Source organism: Rhizobium sp. 18065, from assembly GCF_902706095.1.
Classification (GTDB): Bacteria; Pseudomonadota; Alphaproteobacteria; order Rhizobiales; family Rhizobiaceae; genus Allorhizobium.
Genome location: NZ_CACSJP010000001.1, coordinates 498,502 through 518,627, shown reverse-complemented (window position 1 = coordinate 518,627; position 20,126 = coordinate 498,502). Strand labels below are relative to the sequence as shown.

Sequence of the window (20,126 nt, the reverse complement as noted above, 5' to 3'; positions counted from 1 at the left end):
GTGATTGCCGTTCAGGGCTTTTCGCACACAGCCGACAGCTTGTTGCCATCGGGATCGCGGACATAGCAGGCATAAAAGCTGGCATGATAGGGCCTGAGACCGGGAGCCCCTTCATCGGTGCCGCCATTGGCGAGCGCTGCCGCATGAAAGGCATCGACCGCGTCGCGGCTCTGGGCTTCCAGCGCCGTCATCGCGCCATTGCCGAAACTGGCGCTTTCGCCATTGACCGGGGTCAGAACCCAGAGGCGGCAGCGCGTGTCCGCCTCCTCGCCATAACCCAGTTCGTCATGTTCGGTGACACGGCGAACCAGAGACAGACTTGCCAGAACCGCATCATAGAAGATCTGCGACCGGGCGAGATCGGTTGAACCGAGCGTGATGTAAAGCAGCATTCAACGTCTCCCCGGCTGCGCCTGTCCCTATCTTGTCCGTCAATCCTGGTTTTCGTCGGCCGGCGCATCCTCGCGAGGATCGTATGCAAATTCGCCATCATGCTCTTCGTGATCACGAATGTGGTCCTCGAGGCCGATGCGCTTGCCCTTGAAATCCTTGGCGAGCAGGAACATTTCGACCGATTCCTGACGCGATGCGCCTGGCTTGACGTGGATGACCTGCTTGAAATTCTTCTTCAAAAGATCGAGCAGATCCTTCTCGGTACCGCCCTGAAAGGTCTTGGCCAGGAAATGGCCGCCGGGACCAAGAACCTCGATGGCGAAATAGGCCGCGACTTCGCACAGATGCATGGTGCGCAAGTGGTCTGTCCGGTGATGACCGGTGGTCGGGGCAGCCATATCGGACAAAACGAGATCCGGCGTGCCACCAATCGCCTCGATCAGCTGGCGCGGCGCATCGGGATCGAGGAAGTCGAGTTGCAGGATCTTGACGCCCGGCAAAGGCGCCATTTCCAGAAAATCGATGGCCGCGACGCGGATATCGTCATCGGTAGAATCGGTGACCTTGGCGGCGATCTGCGACCAGCTGCCCGGAGCAGCGCCCAGGTCGATGATGCGCTCGGCGCCCTTCAGGATCTGGTGCTTCTCGTCGATCTCGAGCAGCTTGAACGCGGCGCGGGCGCGGTAGCCCTCGAGCTTGGCGCGCTGCACATAGGGGTCATTGATATGGCGTTCGATCCAGCGTCTGGACGACGCCTTCAGCTTGCCCTTCTTGACCTTCTGGCCAAGTTTGCGGCCGGTGCGATTGCCGCCGATCGGTGGCTTGCTCATGGCTCAGCGCTCCCTGAAATGTGGTGGGCGACGATTGCGGCCACGGCGCCAGACGCCGTCATCCGCCATCATGTCGGTCAACAGGCCCTCGCGCAGGCCGCGGTCGGCAACCCGCATGCGGGTGGACGGCCAGCGACGACGAATGGCCTCGAGAATGGCACAGCCGGCCAGGACCAGATCGGCGCGATCCGGGCCGATGCAAGGGTTGGCGGCACGGCCGGCAAAATCCCAGGACAGAAGCTTGGCCTGCATGGCCGTGACTTCGGCATCGGACAGCCAGACGCCATCGACCTTGCGGCGATCATAGCGCGGCAGGTCGAGATGCACGCCGGCAAGCGTGGTGACCGTGCCGGAGGTGCCGATCAGATGGAAATCCTCCGGGGCGCCGCCGGGTCCGAGCGGCACAGGCGGGCAATCGAAATGCGACAGCATGCCGGCAACCTCGGAGGTCATCGCCTCGAAGACCTCGGGCGTGACATCGCGGCCACCATGGCGCTCGGACAGGGTCACGACGCCGACAGGCAGCGAGGTCCAGTGGGTGATATGGTTGGCCAGCCGGCTGGAGCGGTTATCATTGATGCGGATCACCGCGATTTCCGACGAACCGCCGCCGATATCGAACAGCACGACGGAGCGCGCTTCGCGGCCGACCAGCGACGAGCAACCGGACACGGCAAGCCGCGCCTCGGTTTCGCGGTTGATGATCTCGAGGTCCAATCCCGTCTCGACCGTGACGCGGGCAAGAAATTCCTCGCCGTTCTCGGCCGCGCGGCAGGCCTCGGTGGCGATCAGACGCATGCGGCGGATTTCGCGACCGGCGAGTTTTGTCGCGCAGATGCGCAAGGCCTCGACGGCGCGGTCCATGGCGTCCTGCGACAGCCGCCCGGTGGCCGCCAGCCCCTCGCCGAGACGGACGATGCGCGAAAAGGCATCGACGACGCGGAACTGGCCGGGCCGGGTCGGCTGGGCAATCAGCAGGCGGCAATTGTTGGTGCCGAGATCGAGCGCCGCGTAGAGATCGTCATGCGAGCCCTCGGTGGCAGTCGAGCGATTGCGATCCGGATGGGGACGATCATGCGGATGAGCGGATTGCGCCACGCGCGGCGCCTGGCTGTCAGGCTGCGGCTGGATCTCCGGCGCGCGCGCGCTGGCACCGGCGGCATGACCGCCGGACACAGCAAGCTTACCGGACGAAGCCGGTTTGCCGGCGGGGGGCTGCGAGCCGGCAAGCGGCCGCACCTGGCCGGGACGGGCAATGGCCTGGGCACCCCGCCGATTGCGGCGGCGCTTGCGACCCGAACGCGGCTCGCCGGCGGTCTGGCCCGGATCACGGCCATGCTGCGGAGCCACCTCACGCCCGCCGACGGACGACGCACGCACGGCTGCGTTGTCAGCCGGCGCCAATCCCGGGCCGGAGCCATGGGCTGATGATGGAGAACCCTCAGACTTTCCATCTTGAGGCGCAACATCCTGCGATGACGTGTGTTTTGCCGTGGCGGACGCAGCCGATGTCACCGGCGATGTCACGGACGATATCGCGGGTGCACCTGAGGCCGCCTTGCTGCGACGACGGCGCTTTCGCTTGCGGATGGGTCCATCCGCAACCACTGTTTCGGAACGTCGAACCAGAACCTGCTCACCAGCCGATCCTGCCAAAGTCGAAAGTTCCGCACCGGCTTGCGCCGCCGCTGTCTTTCTTCCCTTGCCGCGCCGGCGGGAATTCCCGCCCTTGCGCTTGCCCGTCGACGCCCCCTCGCTTTTCGGCTTTCCGCCGCGGTCGGGGTCTGTCACTGAGTTTTCCAATACACCGCGCAAGGCATCAAGATTGACGCATGCCGCTGGTGTCATATCCATTTTCGTTGGTGCCAGCATACCAGCGCAAGACCCTCAAGCCAAACGGTTTTTCTCACCAAATCCGGGGCTGCCGCTTTGCCGCCCGGCACGCTCAGCCCAACCGGCAAAGCGTCGCCCGTAAACAATCGACATCATTCGCGATTTTTTTTCGCAGCGGGTATTTGCAATCGTCCACCTTTTGGTTATAAGCCCGCCTCACCGACGGGCGCACGATCTTCGCACCCGAACCCTGCTGGGGAATAGTTCAACGGTAGAACGACGGACTCTGACTCCGTTAATCTTGGTTCGAATCCAGGTTCCCCAGCCAATTCCTCTTTTTCCTTAATTTTCAGGCACTTAGCTGACCGGCGTCAAAGGCAACCGGAACAGTTTTCCGCACCACTTTTCCGGATCAGACCGAGGCGAGGTTAACGGCTGATCGACCTCTGTATCGGCACCTCCCTGCCGGTAGCTTTCATCAGTCCCGATCGGGTCGATTCGAGTCCACGGCAAGCAGCTCAAGCTTCGATCGTCCCGATCGGTTCTTTTTCGTGCAATCACTCGACTATTGTGCTTCAATCGTCCCGAAAGGGACGAATCACATGGCAACGATCTCTGACAGCGTAGCTCTCGGTCAGCTTATCCGCGCCGAGCGAAAGCGCCAGCAATTGACGCAGGAACAACTTGCCGGCGTCGCAGGCGTGGGCGTGCGGTTCGTGCGTGAGCTGGAGAGCGGCAAGGAAAGCTGTCGGGTCGGACTGGCTCTGATCGTCCTGCAGACGCTCGGCTTGACTGTCAGCATCACCTCTCGCGGTGCCTCCTCATGAGCCGCGTGCTGGACGTCTATCTCAAGGATCGAAAGGCCGGCGAGCTCAACCAGGACAGCGACGCCTCGCTCACCTTCGCTTATGACGGCGACTACCTCGCCAGCGATCCAGTCGCCGTATCGGTGTCCCTACCGGTGCGAGAAGAACCTTTTGCCGATCGAGTCGCCCGTCCTTTCTTCTCGGGGCTGCTGCCTGATGAAGGCGCCCGACGTCGATTGGCTGCAGCCCTGGGAATATCCTCGGCAAACGCCTTCGGGCTGCTTGAGGTTGTCGGTGGGGAGTGTGCGGGTGCCTTGTCGCTCGTTCCGCCAGGACAGCTCCCACCGGCAGGAAGGACAGACGATGCCGAAGCACTCGATGAGCAGCACCTCGAAGAGATCCTCTCACTGCTCAGACAGAGGCCCCTGCTCGGCGGGGAAGCCGACGTGCGGCTGTCGCTTGCCGGCGCCCAAGACAAGCTCGCCGTCACCGTCATCAAGGGCCAGATACTGTTGCCTCGGGGCGGCCGACCGACGACACACATCCTGAAACCCTTCATCCAGGGCCTCGATGGCACGGTGGAGAACGAAGTGTTCTGCATGAGCCTGGGGCGGCGCCTCGGCCTCGACGTCCCCGCTGTGTCGAAGGGCACGGCTGGCAAGGTCGATTACTTCCTCGTCGAGCGCTACGATCGCCTGACGCTTGATGACGGCCGGATCGAGCGTCTACACCAGGAAGACTTCTGCCAGGCGTTGAGCGTTCCCCCGGAGCTCAAGTATGAGGAAGAAGGTGGCCCCGGCATAAGGCGGAGCATCGAACTAATCCGGCACACAACGGCCAAGCCCGCGGCCGAGACACTGCGCTTCCAGCGTATGCTCATATTCCACTACCTGATCGGCAATGCCGACGCACACGCCAAGAACTACGCCCTGCTCTATCGTGGAAAAGCACCGGACCTGGCGCCGATGTATGACGCCATCTGCACAGCTGCCTATCCTCGTCTGTCAAAGAAGATGGCAATGGCTCTCGGTGGCAGGTCACTGCCAGACACGATCCAGATGGAGCACTGGGCGTCGCTGGTGCCGTCCAACAAGGCCGCAACGCGGATGCTCGCCGGAGAGTTGCTACGTATGGCTGACGCGATCGGGCCGGAAGCCGATGCGCTGGTGGAAGAGATGTCCGAGAACGGCACCTATCACCCGATCTTGAAGACAGTTCGGAAAATCATCGACACCAGATGCGCGCTGGTGCGAAGGGCGCTGGAGAAGCCGAGCACGTAGGCGCCACAGCGGCCTTGCAGCAAGGACGGCCTACTACTCGACGTCCGTATTGTTCACCGGATCTTGGACAGCTTTCTCGTCAGCCTCGGACTGCCTAAGCGCCGCAATGAGAGCCCCATGCCGCTCATACTCTCTCGCCACAAGGTCACCGGCGTCCAGCGGTTTGTGGCCAGGCCTGGCCCGCCGAATGAGCTTCTCCCTATTGTTGTTCATCGTCTTCACCTCGCAGTTGACGGGTCTGAGGCAGTGTCGCTCTGCCTGCTCGCCTTTTCCACCCTACCATATTCCTCGACTTAGTGAGCAGCCCCGAACCGGGGAACGGCAGCGTTCCTAGGGATCGACCGCATGACCGCAGGGTAGCACGTTGGTGGCGACACCAAGGTTGGCTCACCTGCACGGTCAGGCATTTAGAGTTGATCACCCCCTACAGACTTGATCATCTCTAAACGGTATCGTATAGTCTTGATCACTCACTCCACTACCCCTTCCTCTTCCTCTTAGAGACATCTCCCTCATGGCTACCTATCACACGTCCAAGCAGGCAATCGCCTACATTCGCGTATCCACCGACAAGCAGGGTGAAACCGGAATCGGCCTGGAAGGGCAGAAGGCATCCATCCGTGCCTATGCTGACGCTGATGGTGTGGAGATAGTAGAGTGGTTCCAGGATGTGGCCAGCGGTCGTGGTGAGAAGAACCTCGAAAATCGGCCCGGTCTGCAGAGCGCGCTCGACTTTGCCAAGGCCAATGACGTCGACGTTCTCGTTGACGGGCTCGATCGGTTGTCTCGGAATACCAAGACCATTGAACACATCATGCGCGATCGGAGGATCATGGTTGTCTCAGTCTCGGAAGGTCGCACCAGCAATCGTCTTGTGCTCGCCAGCCGTGCCGCGCGTGCGGAGGTCGAAGGAAATATGATCTCGGAGCGAACCACGCGCGCGCTCGAGAGGAAGAAGGCTGAGGGGGTGAAGCTGGGAAACAGGACCAACCTTCCGGAAGCTCAGAAGTTAGGGGCGGCATCGAACAAGCGCCGTGCCGAGGACAAGATCAATGAGATCGCCGCGGCTATCCGGAAGAACGACTGGCAGGATCTCTCTGTGCCGGCCCTGGTAGACGCACTGAACGCGATCGGTTTGAAGACGAGCCGTGGCGAGGCGTGGACTGCACCCGCGCTCCGGAAGCCCCATAAGGCTGCGCTAGAGGCCCTCAGGACGTCTGCACTCGCGGATTACCAGGACCGACCGGACTTCGGTATCTTCTGAGTGAGCTGGCGACAGGCTTCGTCGTTCGCCGCGATGCCCCGCTGGCGCCCTTTTCGACACATCCCGACCAAGCCAACCTCGGCCGTCGTAAAAAATTTCCGTTAGTCGTTAGGTCGTTATTGACACGATTTGTTAGGCTGCTATGCTAACGGACAATAACGGAGATCGGACATGGCACTCAGCAATGCGGAACGACAGCGCCTTCACTATCAGCGTCAGAAGGACAAGAAGAAGGTTGACCTGAAACAGCCAGATGGCGCTGACCTCCCGATACGCACGGAAGATCCATTTTATGAGTGGTTCCAGGGACAGGCCGGCGGCTTCTCCGACTTCGCGAAATGCTTCGACATCGCCGGCATGGAAGCGCCTGATATTGATGACGATAGCGACCCCAAGTCGTTTACTGGCGAGATAGAGCACAGCTTCAACGACACGCCCGAGCGCAGCCCCTACGCTCACGGTGGTGGCTCACTGGCCCGCGGGGAGATCATGGTCGGTTGCCTGATTGACGCGGCCTCAGAGCTCGCACGTATTATCAACGAGTATAAGCGCAAACAGGTCGATGCTCGGCTCGAAGAGATCGACAATGCTGACCTATCCGATCCCACCGTCAAGAAGAATGCGCTAGCCGAAGTGGTGCGACTTCAAAAGATGAAAGAGCACCTAGACAAGCAGGTGCGCTGGTCGTTTCCTCAATGGAAGCTGGCGGGCGAATAGCTCGCTTCAACGGCGCTGACAAACCGCCGTAATGTCAGGTGCTGACGACCAGGCACCTGCGTTCCCCTCTCCGAAAACAGCAACGCTTCGAGCTGGCATCGGCTGCCGGCCGGCTCCCGCTCGCTCCCAAGCTCACCCGAAATCCGCAACGATTGCGGTTTTTGCAACGCACATCCATCAACCAAGGAGGACTGACATGACCGAACTTTACAACACCGGCAATGAACTCGAAGAGCTCAGCTACACCACCTCTGAAAACATCACGGACGCTGACACGTCGGCCCACTCGCCCGTCTCCGAGCCCCAAACGCCGGCGACACCTATTGTGTTCGGATTTGACTACACCGGCGTCTCATCTCAGGTGGCCCAGGAGGCAGAAGCCGCGGCCAACAGGATCCGCGATCGCCACCGCACCAGCATCATCGATACTGGACACGATCTGTGCGCGGTGAAGGAAAAGCTTGAGCACGGGCTGTTTGGCAATTGGCTGCGTTTTCACTTCGATATGTCTGAACGCACGGCCCAGAATTATATGAATGCTGCTGCTGCCTTCAGCTCCGCACCCAGGGTGATTGATGTGTTGCCGCCCACGACCATCTACAAGCTCTCGGCGAAGGGGGCACCTGAGGAGATACGGCAGTCCGTCATTGATGACGTCGCTAAGGGCCTCCCGGTGAACCAAAAGGAAATCAATTCTCGAATCGCAGCTGCGCAGGAGGAAGAGCGCCAGAGGCGGGAAGATGAACGTGCGGCGAAGCAGGAGCAGCGCGCCTGGCAGAAGCATGAACAGGCTCTGCGGGCTGAAGGAAAGACCGACGACGAAATCAAGAATGAGCGCAAGCGGTGGGATAAGAAGAAGGCACGCGAAGAGCGAGACGCCGACCAAAAGGCTCTAGAGGCTAAGCAGCGCGAGGAAGCGGCATTGCAGCTAGAGAAACGCATGGAAACTACGGCGGCACGTGTAGCGGAAATCCTCAAGAAGCGGCTCGGCAACGACTATGAAAAGCTTCGGGATGTATTGGTGCAGATCGATTACCAGGCGTTCAAGACTGCGCTGCTAAGCGCCTAACAAACGAAGATGCCTGAGGCCTGCCGGAGACCAAAACTCTCCGGCAGGCTCTATTTTGTGTCGCATGGGCCAACGCTCAGATGCATGTTTTGCACGAACAGGCGACTCCACAAGTGCCTCTTAGTTGCTCGCGCGACTCTCCGGACGATACATCGTTCAAGTGAGGCGCCAGAGCTTATCAATCGCACCTGTCAACTCCGATTGTCTTTTTTCAAGAATTTCTGGCGTCCAGTGCTCTTGCGATAGCACTTTGCTTGTCAAAGCGAAGTTTGAAACCCCTGCCCTAGTCGAGAAATATCGTTCTTTCTTCTCGGAGAATTCTAGGTTACCCGCCTGCGAGTTTTTACGACGTGTCAACAACACCAGGTTTGCCAGCTTGTGCACCCATTTAGCTCGCTCATCGGCATCTGGGAAGTCTACTAACCACCGGCTTTCCACTCCTGGGTTCTGTGGTAGCACGTGTTCTACGCTGACAATGGGTGCGTTGTAGACTGCGCTCCCGCCAGACAACAGTTCATCTAAGCGGAGAAGAAGAGGAAGCCGGATACGGGTGATCGTGTAGATATCGCCAGCAAGGGCCTTTCGGACGTCTGCTTTTTCCTGCGCCTCGAGTTGGAGGGGACTGCCTTCTGCAAATAGGTCCTCATCAGCCTGGACTGCAGAGAGCAATTTACCGTAACGGCGGATGCGCTCGGAAGCGTCACCCCGTGTCAGAAAGAGTGCATACGCGAGACGCTCCAGGTCGGATAGGAAGCGGAGAACAAAATCAGGATCCTCACGCCGACGTGCAATGACTTCGATTGCAGGCGGCTGCCAGTCGAAGTTATCCAGACGCGAAAGGTGAGTAAGCTGCCGATTTATCTCATCGGCATTCTTGTAGCTCGAGAAGGCGCGATCAGTTATTTCTTCGTAGGCATCCGCATAGGGCGAAAGCTCCTTATCGATGAACATCGCCGGACTTTTTCTTGTCGGCACAAATTCTCGAAACTCCGCTATGAGCGTTCCCTGCATCTTTTGCTTTCGATGGATCATTCGAATGTGACCGAACAACTCTGCAAACCGAGCGCGGCCCAATGCGTCCTCCAAGTCCTCCCACTTCTGAGTATAAGCATCCTGCTTATCCGTAGGTAGAGCACCGATTATCTCTGCCTTCAGCACATCTGCCGGAGACAGATCCAGGCCGCGCGAGTTCATTACAGAGAAGATCCGGAAGGCTGAATCCTGGTCTGATGCCGCCACGATAACGAGGAAGCAGCGCTGGGCAATAAACATTGTAAGTCGACGGCGTTGCTCGTCTGAAAAGGTCTTCAGGCGCTCGCGCAGGAAGACAGCGTTTTCAACCATTCGTGCCCTAGCGTCTTTAAACTGCCGGGCGTCCGGCAGCTGAGCGGTTGCCCCCTCACTCTGAATCGTAGCACGAAAGAAGTCCGTATCGCGCTCTCGTGGTGTCAACCGGAATACATCCGACGTTCCTTTTATCGGGTCTCCCGTTTGACAGACATAGCTATGGATTGCGGAGGCGATTTTCGCGTCAGACAGATCGCGAAGGACACTCATCAAAATCGTCATGGTTGTCAGACGCTGCTGACCATCGACGACATCGGCTTCGGGTCTTTGTGGATCCTTGATGAGAACGACACTGCCGAGAAAGTAAGGACTTAGATCGGCAACGCTGCTCGAGCCCTCGCAGGCTGTCTTTATATCGTCGAATAATTCGCTTACCTGCTCAGTCGTCCAAGCATACGGTCGCTGGTAAGATGGTATGCGAAACAGATACTTGTCGCAAAAGATATCAAGGATCGGCTTCTCAGTGGCTTCGATCGTATGGCGGGTCATGTGAGGTCTCAATCTGCGTTTCGCGGATGCATGCTTAAGAGCGTCGCCGCTCAGGCTGAAGTCGAGGCTATTAAGTCCTCTAGGAATTCCGAAGGGGTTCCGCTCGCGGAAATCCATAGACGTTCGCGTGCCCGAGTCGCTGCCACGTAGAGCAAGTGGCGCTCGGTGTCGTAGATTTCCTTCAATGCTCGTTCGTCACTCGCCTCAAGCAATCTCCGCTCACTCGGCAGCACGTCGGCATCGCAAGCCATGACTGCAACGGCGCGGAATTCCCGGCCCTTTGCATCATGCATGAGCATAGCCTTAATGTTATCGTCGCTGGACGCGGCTATGGCGGCGCGAGCGCGCGCTAGCTCGGCTTTGGACCGCACAAGCAGGACGATAGTTTCAGGAAGAATTCCTTGCTGCAGTCCCTCATTGATCCAGCTCGCGACGGCCGCAATTTCCTCTTCAGGAGTGTTGAACAGATGCAGGTCCGGGGGGGGACCGTGAAACACCGAAGAGACACCCAATCTACTATCTTCGCCACCGTCAGCTTCCAAGAGGCGGGGTGGTAACAGCAGATCCGACTTCGAGCGGATCTGGTGTGAAGTCCGGTAGTTTACCTTCAGGCTGCGGGAACGCCCTTGGATGTCTACGCCTGCGGCCTTCCAGGGGAAAGGCGAGCGGAAGATGCGCTGACCGATATCTCCCGCGAAGAACAGGCCATTCGGGCGGGCGCCTGAGATTGCCGCAATCAGGTGGAGTTCAGGAACAGAGATATCCTGCGCTTCGTCCACCACGACATGCGTGAATGGAGCCTCGCCCAGCTCTCTCGCCAGCCGGTGCATCAGGCCAGCCTCTGTCTCCACACCGCGCTCGTCCAGCGCTGCACGCACTCTGGCAAATACCTGCCACAACTCGTCACGTCGTGACGTAGCCATTCGCACCTTCCTGCCCAAGCGCGGCAAATCACGATAGGTGTCTGCATCGCGAACGTCCCAGGCATCAACGATCAGGCGCCACTCTTCGGCAAGAAAGCCTGGCCCGATATCCGTGCTCTCTGCCGCAGCCGCATGCTGCAAGAGGCTGGCCACCTCGCTGTCGGAGGCAATTTCTACGTCTCCCAGGCGCTCGGCAGCCAGCCTTTGTGCAAGATCTGAAAGGGTGCCAACGGTAATGCGCTCGGCGATTTCGGGATGATTGGCAGCTAGACGGTCAAGCTTCTTGGCCAGCCCGTCCGCGAGTTGTGGAGAGAAGGTCGTTAGTAGAATGCGGTGCGCGGCGTTTTCTCCGGCCAACCTCACCGCCCGATGGAGCGCTACGACCGTCTTACCGGTGCCTGCAGACCCAATGACCCGCGCAGGTCCATTGAAGTTGCGCTCAACAAATTCGCTCTGGGCAGGATGGAGGAAGATCGCCCAATCCTCCCAAGGCGCATTGAGTGCAGCGGCGAGTTCCACCTCGTCGCCCACAACCATAAAGCGCCTACGGGCATCTGGGTGCGCGTAACCTGTCTGGTCGCCTGTGGCAATCCGGATGGTTGGGACCTCACCCACAGCTGCCGCAAGCAGCGCCTCTTGCGCTTCGTCCGGCAAATGACCAGCGATATCAAGCACCGTGTCTTCTGTCGCCTGCCTCACTGTGTTTAGCCAGTCGCGCGGCACGCCCCAGGTCAGGAGCGTGTCGTCGGCGACCTCAGCGAATATCTTCGGTTTTCCAACTGCTTCTTCGACATATCGCCGAATTACCACTTCTTCGATGGTCTCACGCACCTCGACGATCTGTGCCGCCCCGGTTGTCGGATGCTCATCGACGCGCCGGCGCTGAGCCCAAACGTAGGCGTCATCGTGATGGTCGACATAGGCAAGGAGCGTGTTGCCTCCGCGTTTGTGAAGGACGATGCGAATGTCCTTGTTGACGCGAGCGGACCAGAAGTCAGGGTCCTGGCAGCGATCAATCCGATGAAGCGACAGACCGGGGCTTTCCGGATTCTGCTGGATGTCGAAAGCAGTGACTTTTACGGCCGCCTGCTCCTGTCCAGTCAGTTTGTCGAGGGCTTTGGTGAAGCTGGTGGCGATGAGGACAGTCATCAGCTAGTCCGTCGGCTTAGCGTCATAGACGCGGTTCATGAGGTTCGCTCTTATCGGATCATAGAGGTCCTGCAATCGTTTCGATGGCTGAACGGTGTCGATAAAACCAAAATGATCGCATGTGAGGATCAAGTCAGGAGGATTGCGGTTGAGCAACATTTTCAGACATCCAGCGTCCAGCGACCGGATCAAGCCATCAGGGGTCCGAAATGCGTAAGGCAGAGGCTTTCCTGTGGCCCAGAAGAGCGCAACGACAAGCTTCTCAAAGGCGTCAACCCAAGCTGTTTTACCCTCTCCCTTATCCCTCAGATCCTCCGGCCGATAGAATGTTGGAGACTGTCCTTGGGAGATGACATGGTGCCTGCCTTTGTCCTTCATCGGAGGTATGTAGTAACCGATGTCAACCAGGTCGTTGAGGTCACGCATCGCCTCACACCCCCAAGACCTTCATCACCTCGTCGCCGAGGTGATTGATGACCTTGACTGCAATACGCCCGCTCTTCGGCTTAGCGAATGGGCGGGATACTGTGAGTTTGAGGCTTTCCCAGGCCTCTTCGTCAATTTCGGCCTTCAGCGTTGACCGCAGAGCCTTGTAGGGCACCTCGGCGCCAGGGAAATATGCCTGGCGCACGAAGAAGCTTTCGCCTGAGTAATCAGTATCAATGAACCAGCAGGCGATATCGTCGGGCTCGGAGCTCACCACCTCGCCCGTCGCTGGCTTGAAGATATCGACACCCTTGAGTTCGACGCGGTAGCGATCGCCATCTTTCTGCAGTTCGATCTCCGGCTCGCCGAAGACAACGAAGAGGTTACCACCGCCTGCCTTGAGGTCGCCGGCCATGTGCAGGTCCGCGTTCATGCGCGCGTGCAGGATTGGAACGCGACCGAGCTTGTGCAGCTCCTGAGCGTGCGCTTCGAAATTGAATGCGCAAGCGATGACAATGTCGAAGCCGGCATCAGCTGCCTCGCGGGCGCAAGCGACCAGATCCGGACGGCTGACCGTTCCGTATTCAGGGCCAATGAAGATAGCTGCCCTACGCTCGACCTCTCCCTCCAAATAGCGCCCATCGGCGCCGATCCATTCGCCGGGCCAAGGTGTAAGCGTATCGAAGCGTATCGCGTCGGCCTTGCCGGACTGATGCACCCCCGCCTTCGACAGGTTTTCCATAATGGCTTTTCGGAAGTTCTCAGCCTCGCGCTCTTCGCTGGTGCGCAGGCCATCCGCAGCATTCACCTCATCGATGAGTTCGCCATGCTCGTCCACCGGTGAGATCGCGTGCGGTGAGAGGCTCTCGACTGTGAAGGGCCCTGCCACGCGGATGCGCTTGTTGTCCACGTAGGGCTTATCATAAAGGTTCTCGAACTCGGCTTTGGCAGCAATTGAGGCATCGATCTCTTTCTGGCGGGCGATGCGCACCTTCCAGAAATTCTCCAGAGCCATTTTCGCTGCCTGCGGCCATCCGTCAGGCGCTTCACGTGGAATTTCCCATTCCAGAAAACCGTTAGCTGGCGCCGCCTCTCCAGAAGGCAGCGTAACCTGACCAGAAGCGGAAAAGTCGATTGACTTGCCGGCACGACTGCCGGTCTCGACCTTGAACGGGCTGTTGTAACCGCCAAGCGCAGCGTTCAGCGCCGCTCGCGCGTCCTCCACCGCTGGCTGTATCTTGTCCCAGATCACATCGATCTCGGCGTTGTTTGCTATGTCGCTCAACATAATGTGGGGCACGCGCTCGTAGACAAATCCTTGTCGGACATCACCATAAGTGGCCTGCGTCGAGGGAGTAGAGCGTGTTACTTCTGCAAGCTTTTTCTGTCCCTCCGGGCTGTCAGAAAGCAGATACCAAGGATATTTGGCGCCCATGATTCTAGCGCGTGCAAGCGCCAGCGCGACGCGAGAGGTGTCGATCGTGATCCAACGCCGTCCCCATTGTTCGGCAACATACGCAGTCGTGCCTGAACCGCAAGTCGGATCTAAAACCAGATCCCCGGGGTCTGTCGCCATGAGAAGACAACGTGCAATGACCGGACTGTCCGTCTGAACAACATACCACCTCTCGGTCGATTTGCCCGAGGTGTCCAGCCAGGCATTCGTCATTCTCTTGAATGCACCATCGTCGTGAAACCGCCGCATCCAGGGTGGACCGCCTCTAGTCTCAAGCCTGTCTGCTTTGACCAGCCGTGACATTCCTGTTTGTGTAGTTTTCCAATGATTAGCTCGGCCTGGGTGATACGTTTTGCCCTGAAACGCAAAATTTTGGTCGCTCTGTGATGGGCCGGCAGAATTAGTTTTTGACAGCGCATAGACTCTTCCTGCAGGAATCGTCTTCGGTGCGTTGCGTTCATCTGCCGTCAATGGACGATAATCGACATCAGAGAAACGTAGGCCCCACGATCCACCACGCGTTTCAGAAACCCACTCTTCGACCGGCTTATCAAGCAAAAGAGCGCGATATTTGGCCTTTTCGCGATTGCGAGCATACCATATTATGTAGTAAAAGTTGTCATCAAGTAATGCAGCAGGCGTTGCGGTCTTACGGACATTGATCTGACTGACAAAATTCTTCTCTCCGAAAACCTCATCCATTAAATTTCGAACCAAGTGAACGTTTTCGTCTCCGATCTGAACAAAGCAGCTTCCACTATCTTTCAGAAGCTCGCGCGCTACAGTTAGACGGTCACGCAGGTATGCAAGATAAGAGTGAATACCGTCTCTCCAAGTATCGCGGAAAGCCTTCACCTGCTCTGGCTCACGCGTCAGGTGTTCGAGCTTTCCATCCTTTACGTCGCGGGACGTGGTGGACCATTGGAAGTTGGAATTAAATTTAATGCCATAAGGCGGGTCGATATAGATCGCCTGCACTTCACCCTTCAGTCCCTCTCGCTCGGCAAGCGAAGCCATAACCTGCAGCCCGTCCCCCAGGATCATGCGGTTCGACCATTTTCGCGTGTGGCGGTAGAACTCGATCTCAGCCTCACGATCCTCCTCGGTCAGGCCGAAATGGCCGAACAAATCATCAGCCTTGCCGCGACCATTCCTCAGGTCGTCGATAAGCGCCTTGGGGTGGACCTGCTCCTGGAGAAAGATAGGCGGCGCATCGACCGTCAGCTCGGCCTGATCCGGATCCTTGCCCCGCCAGACAAGCTGCGGATCGAGATCGCGGTTGCGCCGGTCCCAAGCCGTGCGAATTGGCTTCTTGTCGTCGTCTGTCAGCACGGGCTCCAGCTCAGCCGGCGGGATGTTTGCGCGTGTTTCGCCATGCGTGATAATGTCCACCGGCGTCTTGTTTTCATTCGCCATCGGTTGGCTCCCCCAATCTTGCTTCTAGCGCCGCGGTGTAGCGACGCCTTTGTTCTTCGAACCAATCCACCAAAGCCGGCCAATCTTCTTTTATGCCGAAGCCTGGTGTGCGCTTCTTGACGAGAAAATGATCTTTGGTCCCATCAAACACCGCATCCAGATCGCTCTCCAGCTCGTTGCGGAATGGCATCACCAAGGTCGCCACTGCATCTCTGTCTCCTGACCAGGGAGGGCGAACATAGACGCCGCAATTCTTGCGCGCGATGTAAGCGGAGAAAAGTAGTCGACCGCCAGCCACTGGCACCCAATAGTTCCAACCGGATCTGGGCTTGACGGCAGCGATCTCAGGATAACGTTCGGCGTATAGGTTCCAGAATTCAGCTCTCAACTGCGACTCCGGATCATTCGAAACCGCGGGCTTCGCCGCCTCTTTAAGTTTTCTCTCCCAATGGCTGGGCTTCTCCAGCACTTCGAAAATGGGAGCGAAGGGACTGTCTCCAATGCGGACAACACGCAGACGCACTGCAAAGAAGGCAAAATCGTCGGCTGTGTGCTGGTTGAGCCATCGGATCGCAGAAAGGTGGGGCTCGCGGAACTTCGGCGCTATCCAGATAACGGTATGTGCTTCCAAACCGGAAAGGTAAGTCATGATCTGACCGAGATGCGTGTGGTCGGTCTGTTCAAGCTGGTTCTCGATCAGCACCACTGTGCCGTCGCTTGGGTTTCGCGCCAAGATATCGGCTGCGAAGGTATCTACAGCGATTTCGGTTCCGGTTATCTCGAGCGGGATGCCGACAGCTTCCGACAGTTGGTCTATGTTATCAGCTAGCCATGGTGTGAATGACAGCGCCTCATGCGGCCAAGCCTCACGCGGGATCAGATCCATGAGGCGTCCGAAGGTGACATCGGTCATGATGAAACCTCGATGCCCAGGCCGCCATCAGCCGCGTCCGTTAATTGCTCTGCCAGCGAAATGAGCGAAGACTGCATGGAGTCGGGCAGACTTTTGGCAAATGCCATCGCCATTTCACGCCTTTGGGCCCACGCCCGAGGATCACCCAGTGTCATCAGAAGAACGTCGAGCACACGGGTTCCCGACAAGGGAGGGAGTCCATGATCTGCGATAAAGCGATCCAACGCAGCGGCATGTTCAAGGAAACCAACCTCGTCTAAGCGCCGATAGAAACGCCTCATCTGATCGATCGGTGCTTGCCCCCCGGTTCCAAGCCCTGCTCTTGCCAACTTATCACAGGGTGTCCATCCCTCAGGACGAACGAACCAGAAGAGCTTGGTGGTGCCAGACATCAGGCGAAAACGAGTCGCGTGCTGCGTGTGCAAACGATCGATGATGCCGGCCAGCTGTTCTGCACGAGCCTCCAGTGTTGTAAAATCGTCTTGGGCGGCCAGTGACAGACTTTCGATGAGTTCTTCGATGCTATCATTGTGTAGATTGCGGGCGAAGCGGTAAGATCCTGCTATCTGGTGCACGTCATCGGGCGTCAGCCCGCCATGTGCCTCAATCAGCCGCTGTCGAGGGGCATCGAACCACAGCCACCATCGCAGCCGCTCGCAAAGAGCGACGAACAGGTTCTTCTCAGCCAGGCGTTCAGGGATCATGCTGATACAGTCCCGCGCAGTTCCGCAATCACCCTGTCAAGTTCCGCACCGAAATCGTAAACACTGCGCAACTCCTCAAATCCCCACCGCCCATAAGCGCCAAGTCGGTTCACAGCCGGGATCCACTTGTTCTTCATCGTCTCGGCTTTGAGCATCGCATCGTGGCCGCGGAAACCCTTTACCTCAAGAACCAGGGTGAGCGGCGGCTCCCCTTCAGGCACTCTCACGCGCACCAGATAATCGGGTCGGTAGCGGTGTGGCTCACCTTCCTTCGAGTATGGCACCTCGAAGTGCAGGTTATGATTTTTGGCATATGCTTCAACGTCGGGATGCTCGTCGAGAAGTTCGGCAAGCTTGTTTTCCCAGTCCTGGTCGGTGACGATCCAGTTAATGTGGCTACGTTCCGGGTTCGGCCAGTGCCGGCTGGCGCTTGAGGTATTAAAATTGACGGATGCAGTTGAGCCCTCAGGTGCATAGGGATCAAGCACGGCACGGATGATAGGCTCGCCGCCGGGCTGGTCGATCAAAACGCCCATCAACAAATCGCAAACTTCGTCAGCGAGCTGGCGGTAGCGCAACTGCGCTGGCCTCGTATCTCCCTTACAGACAAAGCGATCAGAGTTGAGCCACTGCAGCACGATGCGCTTTGCGTGCGGGAACAAATGGGTTTTCGGGGCGCCATTCGGATCGCGGAGCTTCTCTGAGACCCAGTAGCTTGCGATATCGAAAGCAATGGTTGACAGGCGCTTATCGTCTAGATGAGTGAGGCCGATTTGGTGCTTCTCACCGACAATACCGGACATTTGCACCACCGTCGCGCCGACCTTGTCGGGTGTAAGCACATAAGGCTCCATCCGCGACAGGTCGACGTCAATACGCTCTCGGGGGAAGTCCGTGCGGAAACCTTCGACCCGTGGGAAGGCAATTTCGAGGTGGTCGCGCTCCGGGCTCATCGCCTGAACGTGCACGACCGGTCGCGGGGGCTGCGGAGGTGCGGGGCGCGCTTGGTCCGAGAAGTTCAGCCCATCGATGCCCATGATGTCGGCATATTCCGTGCGGAAAAGGCCAGTATCGGGATCAGCCTCGTATGACAGGCGCCGAAGGGCACGGCCGATAACCTGCTCGCAGATCAACCTTGAGCCAAACGCGCGCAATCCCATGATGTGCGTGACATTGTTAGCGTCCCATCCTTCAGTCAGCATCGAGACTGACACAACGCAGCGGATCTGCTCTCCGAGACGTCCCTTGCGGCCGACGGTGTTCATCACCTCGCGCAGGATCTCCGCATCGCTGAGCTCGCCGGCGCCGGGATCTCTGCGTAGGCGTTCCCGTTTGAATGCTTCGATCTCTGTCGCATGGGCATCACGGAATCCCTTGTCGATCTCCCCACCGCTTTCAAGCGCCGCTGAGTCGATCAGGATTGTTCGGGGTTTCTCAAGCCGCTGATCGTGATCGTCATAGTTCCGGAATAGCTCCAACTCGCCCTGGCGGACGCGCTCCTGATCCTGCTCGTCGGTGTAGGTGTAGCCCGCGATGTAGTCCCGGACCATCTCCGAATTGGTCGTGTTGTTACAGACCACAATAAAAACGGGCGGTATTCCCACCTGGTTCTGTTCCCAGAGCCTGAACGTTTTCTCATAGTGCCCGTATAGAGCATCGAGCGCTACCTTAAGCTCAATCGGCAGCTTGTGTGGATCAGGCTTGCCTTCGCCCTTCTTGCGCTTGTCAGGCATGCGCTGGCGAATCTGCGGCCAAAGGTTCCGATACATCACTTGCTGACCATCCGCCCGATTGTCAGCGATCGGCACGCGCGGAAGTTTCACGATCCCGCACTCGATGGCATCCATCAGCGAAAAGTCTGTCACGACCCAGGGGAACAGCGTGCCCTCTGGCCAATTGGAGCCACTGAGAAAGAAGGGCGTCGCAGACAGATCGTAAACTGCGCGGACGCCTAATTGTCGGTTGAGCGCCTCTAGGCCAGACATCCATAGGTGTGCAGCCTCGGCGTTCTCTTCCGCTTCCTTACGCTCCTCACCAGTAAGCTTTATCACATCTGCTGCAGGACGAGCCCGATAACAGTGATGCGCCTCGTCATTGATCACGACGACGTTCTTGTGACCCATAAGGTCACCCATAACCCGCCGGATCATCTCTCCTTCGGTTTCCAGTGTCTGCAGCGCGTCTCCGTGCCCTTGAAGCACTTGGCGAGTTCCATTCGCAGCGTCAAAGCCGTCCTGCAGCTTGAACTTATGGAAGTTCGTTATGACGATGTCCGCGCGCTGGAGGTCTGGCAAAAGATCATGCGGCACGAGGTTCAGCTTATCATAATATCCCTGCTCGTCGTTCGGCATCAGCACTCGCAGACGGTCGCGAATCGTGATGCCAGGCGTCACGATCAGAAAAGCCTTAGAGAACCGCTTGCTTGTGGGCGAGCGCACCGCATTTAAGGCCTGCCATGCGATCAGCATCGCCATGACGGTGGTCTTTCCGGCGCCCGTCGCTAGCTTGAACGCAAATCGCATCAGATCAGGCGCAGCCTCGGATGGAGCTTCACCCTCAGCCTGCAATGCGAAATTATTGGCTGTGGATATCCAATTAAGGAATCTGCGTCCTCGGGCACCCATGTCTGGAGCCACCTCAGAAAGCCAGATGGCAGCCTCGACGGCTTCGAGCTGACAGAAGAAAGGGCGTATGATCTGGCTATCGTCCAATTGCAGGGAGCGCCAGTGCTGCAACAGCCTTTGGGTGACTGGTGTGACCTTCCACTGAGAGGGATTCTTCAGTGAGCGCCAGGTATCTAGTTCCTGCCGCAGCTGGTTGATCATCGGCGACGGGTTGAACTCGGTCGCATCCGTCGACAAGTCATCATTAAACACAAGACTCGACTGGGTAGATTTCGCGGTCGTCGACGCAGCGCCTGGAAGCGCCGTCCAAAGTGCCGACCCACGACGCTGCTCAATGATACGATCCGTAGGATGACCATTTAGATCGAGTTCCCAATGCCTGGTCGGCAGTGCATAGGGCGTGTTTATGATCGGCTTGTCAAAGAAACTCATGCTATCTCCGCCCCCTCGCAGAATCATCGAGGAATGGAGCAAAAAAGTCGTCGCT

Annotated in this window: 15 protein-coding genes and 1 tRNA gene; 6 read left to right on the top strand and 10 right to left on the bottom strand. The window is 58.2% G+C overall.

Features of this window, described 5'->3' with window-relative positions:
• Positions 1-11 precede the first annotated feature (11 nt).
• The 3 genes from GVK95_RS02500 to GVK95_RS02490 are packed head-to-tail and all read right to left on the bottom strand — an operon-like array spanning position 12 to position 3,014.
• Positions 12-392, bottom strand: a complete 381-nt coding sequence (locus GVK95_RS02500) for a VOC family protein (RefSeq protein ID WP_159946273.1) — start codon at positions 390-392, stop codon at positions 12-14.
• Between the two features lie 39 nt (positions 393-431).
• Positions 432-1,223 carry an RlmE family RNA methyltransferase gene (locus GVK95_RS02495; RefSeq protein WP_159946272.1) on the bottom strand — a complete coding sequence of 264 codons (792 nt, stop codon included), beginning with the start codon at positions 1,221-1,223 and terminating at the stop codon, positions 432-434.
• A 3-nt stretch (positions 1,224-1,226) separates the two neighbouring features.
• A complete protein-coding gene (locus GVK95_RS02490; RefSeq protein ID WP_159946271.1) occupies positions 1,227-3,014 on the bottom strand; it encodes a Ppx/GppA phosphatase family protein in 1,788 nt (595 codons plus the stop codon).
• Between the two features lie 296 nt (positions 3,015-3,310).
• Between GVK95_RS02490 and GVK95_RS02485 the strand changes: the two genes are divergently transcribed.
• The 6 genes from GVK95_RS02485 (at position 3,311) to GVK95_RS02460 (ending at position 8,192) form a co-directional block, all read left to right on the top strand.
• Positions 3,311-3,384: transfer RNA gene (locus tag GVK95_RS02485), tRNA-Gln, on the top strand.
• Positions 3,385-3,658: 274 nt separating this feature from the next.
• The gene (locus GVK95_RS02480) at positions 3,659-3,883 is read left to right on the top strand and encodes a helix-turn-helix domain-containing protein (protein ID WP_159946270.1); all 225 of its coding nucleotides are present in this window, start codon (positions 3,659-3,661) and stop codon (positions 3,881-3,883) included.
• Positions 3,880-5,142, top strand: a complete 1,263-nt coding sequence (locus GVK95_RS02475) for a type II toxin-antitoxin system HipA family toxin (protein ID WP_159946269.1) — start codon at positions 3,880-3,882, stop codon at positions 5,140-5,142. The genes GVK95_RS02480 and GVK95_RS02475 overlap by 4 nt, the downstream gene beginning before the upstream one ends.
• Positions 5,143-5,656: 514 nt before the next feature.
• Complete coding sequence (locus tag GVK95_RS02470; protein WP_159946268.1) at positions 5,657-6,406, top strand: recombinase family protein; 750 nt, start codon at positions 5,657-5,659, stop codon at positions 6,404-6,406.
• 171 nt (positions 6,407-6,577) lie between these two features.
• Positions 6,578-7,123, top strand: a complete 546-nt coding sequence (locus GVK95_RS02465) for a hypothetical protein (RefSeq protein ID WP_159946267.1) — start codon at positions 6,578-6,580, stop codon at positions 7,121-7,123.
• A 196-nt stretch (positions 7,124-7,319) separates the two neighbouring features.
• Complete coding sequence (locus GVK95_RS02460; RefSeq protein WP_159946266.1) at positions 7,320-8,192, top strand: DUF3102 domain-containing protein; 873 nt, start codon at positions 7,320-7,322, stop codon at positions 8,190-8,192.
• 156 nt (positions 8,193-8,348) lie between these two features.
• On the opposite strand, the gene GVK95_RS02455 is transcribed toward GVK95_RS02460, so the two are convergent.
• Genes GVK95_RS02455 through GVK95_RS02425 form a run of 7 tightly spaced genes read right to left on the bottom strand, consistent with a single transcriptional unit; the run spans position 8,349 to position 20,071 of the window.
• The gene (locus GVK95_RS02455) at positions 8,349-10,028 is read right to left on the bottom strand and encodes a DUF262 domain-containing protein (RefSeq protein WP_159946265.1); all 1,680 of its coding nucleotides are present in this window, start codon (positions 10,026-10,028) and stop codon (positions 8,349-8,351) included.
• Positions 10,029-10,078: 50 nt separating this feature from the next.
• The gene (locus GVK95_RS02450) at positions 10,079-12,100 is read right to left on the bottom strand and encodes a UvrD-helicase domain-containing protein (protein ID WP_159946264.1); all 2,022 of its coding nucleotides are present in this window, start codon (positions 12,098-12,100) and stop codon (positions 10,079-10,081) included.
• Positions 12,101-12,103: 3 nt separating this feature from the next.
• The gene (locus tag GVK95_RS02445) at positions 12,104-12,526 is read right to left on the bottom strand and encodes a hypothetical protein (RefSeq protein ID WP_159946263.1); all 423 of its coding nucleotides are present in this window, start codon (positions 12,524-12,526) and stop codon (positions 12,104-12,106) included.
• Positions 12,527-12,530: 4 nt separating this feature from the next.
• Positions 12,531-15,398, bottom strand: coding sequence for a site-specific DNA-methyltransferase (locus tag GVK95_RS02440; protein ID WP_159946262.1), 2,868 nt, complete (start codon positions 15,396-15,398; stop codon positions 12,531-12,533).
• On the bottom strand, positions 15,388-16,311 hold the full coding sequence (locus GVK95_RS02435; RefSeq protein ID WP_159946261.1) for a hypothetical protein: 924 nt from the start codon (positions 16,309-16,311) through the stop codon (positions 15,388-15,390). Before GVK95_RS02435 ends, GVK95_RS02440 begins: the two co-directional genes overlap by 11 nt.
• Positions 16,308-17,015, bottom strand: coding sequence for a hypothetical protein (locus GVK95_RS02430; RefSeq protein ID WP_159946260.1), 708 nt, complete (start codon positions 17,013-17,015; stop codon positions 16,308-16,310). Before GVK95_RS02430 ends, GVK95_RS02435 begins: the two co-directional genes overlap by 4 nt.
• Positions 17,012-20,071 (bottom strand): DEAD/DEAH box helicase family protein, encoded by a 3,060-nt coding sequence (locus GVK95_RS02425; RefSeq protein ID WP_159946259.1) that lies wholly within the window; start codon positions 20,069-20,071, stop codon positions 17,012-17,014. The genes GVK95_RS02430 and GVK95_RS02425 overlap by 4 nt, the downstream gene beginning before the upstream one ends.
• Between the last annotated feature and the right edge of the window lie 55 nt (positions 20,072-20,126).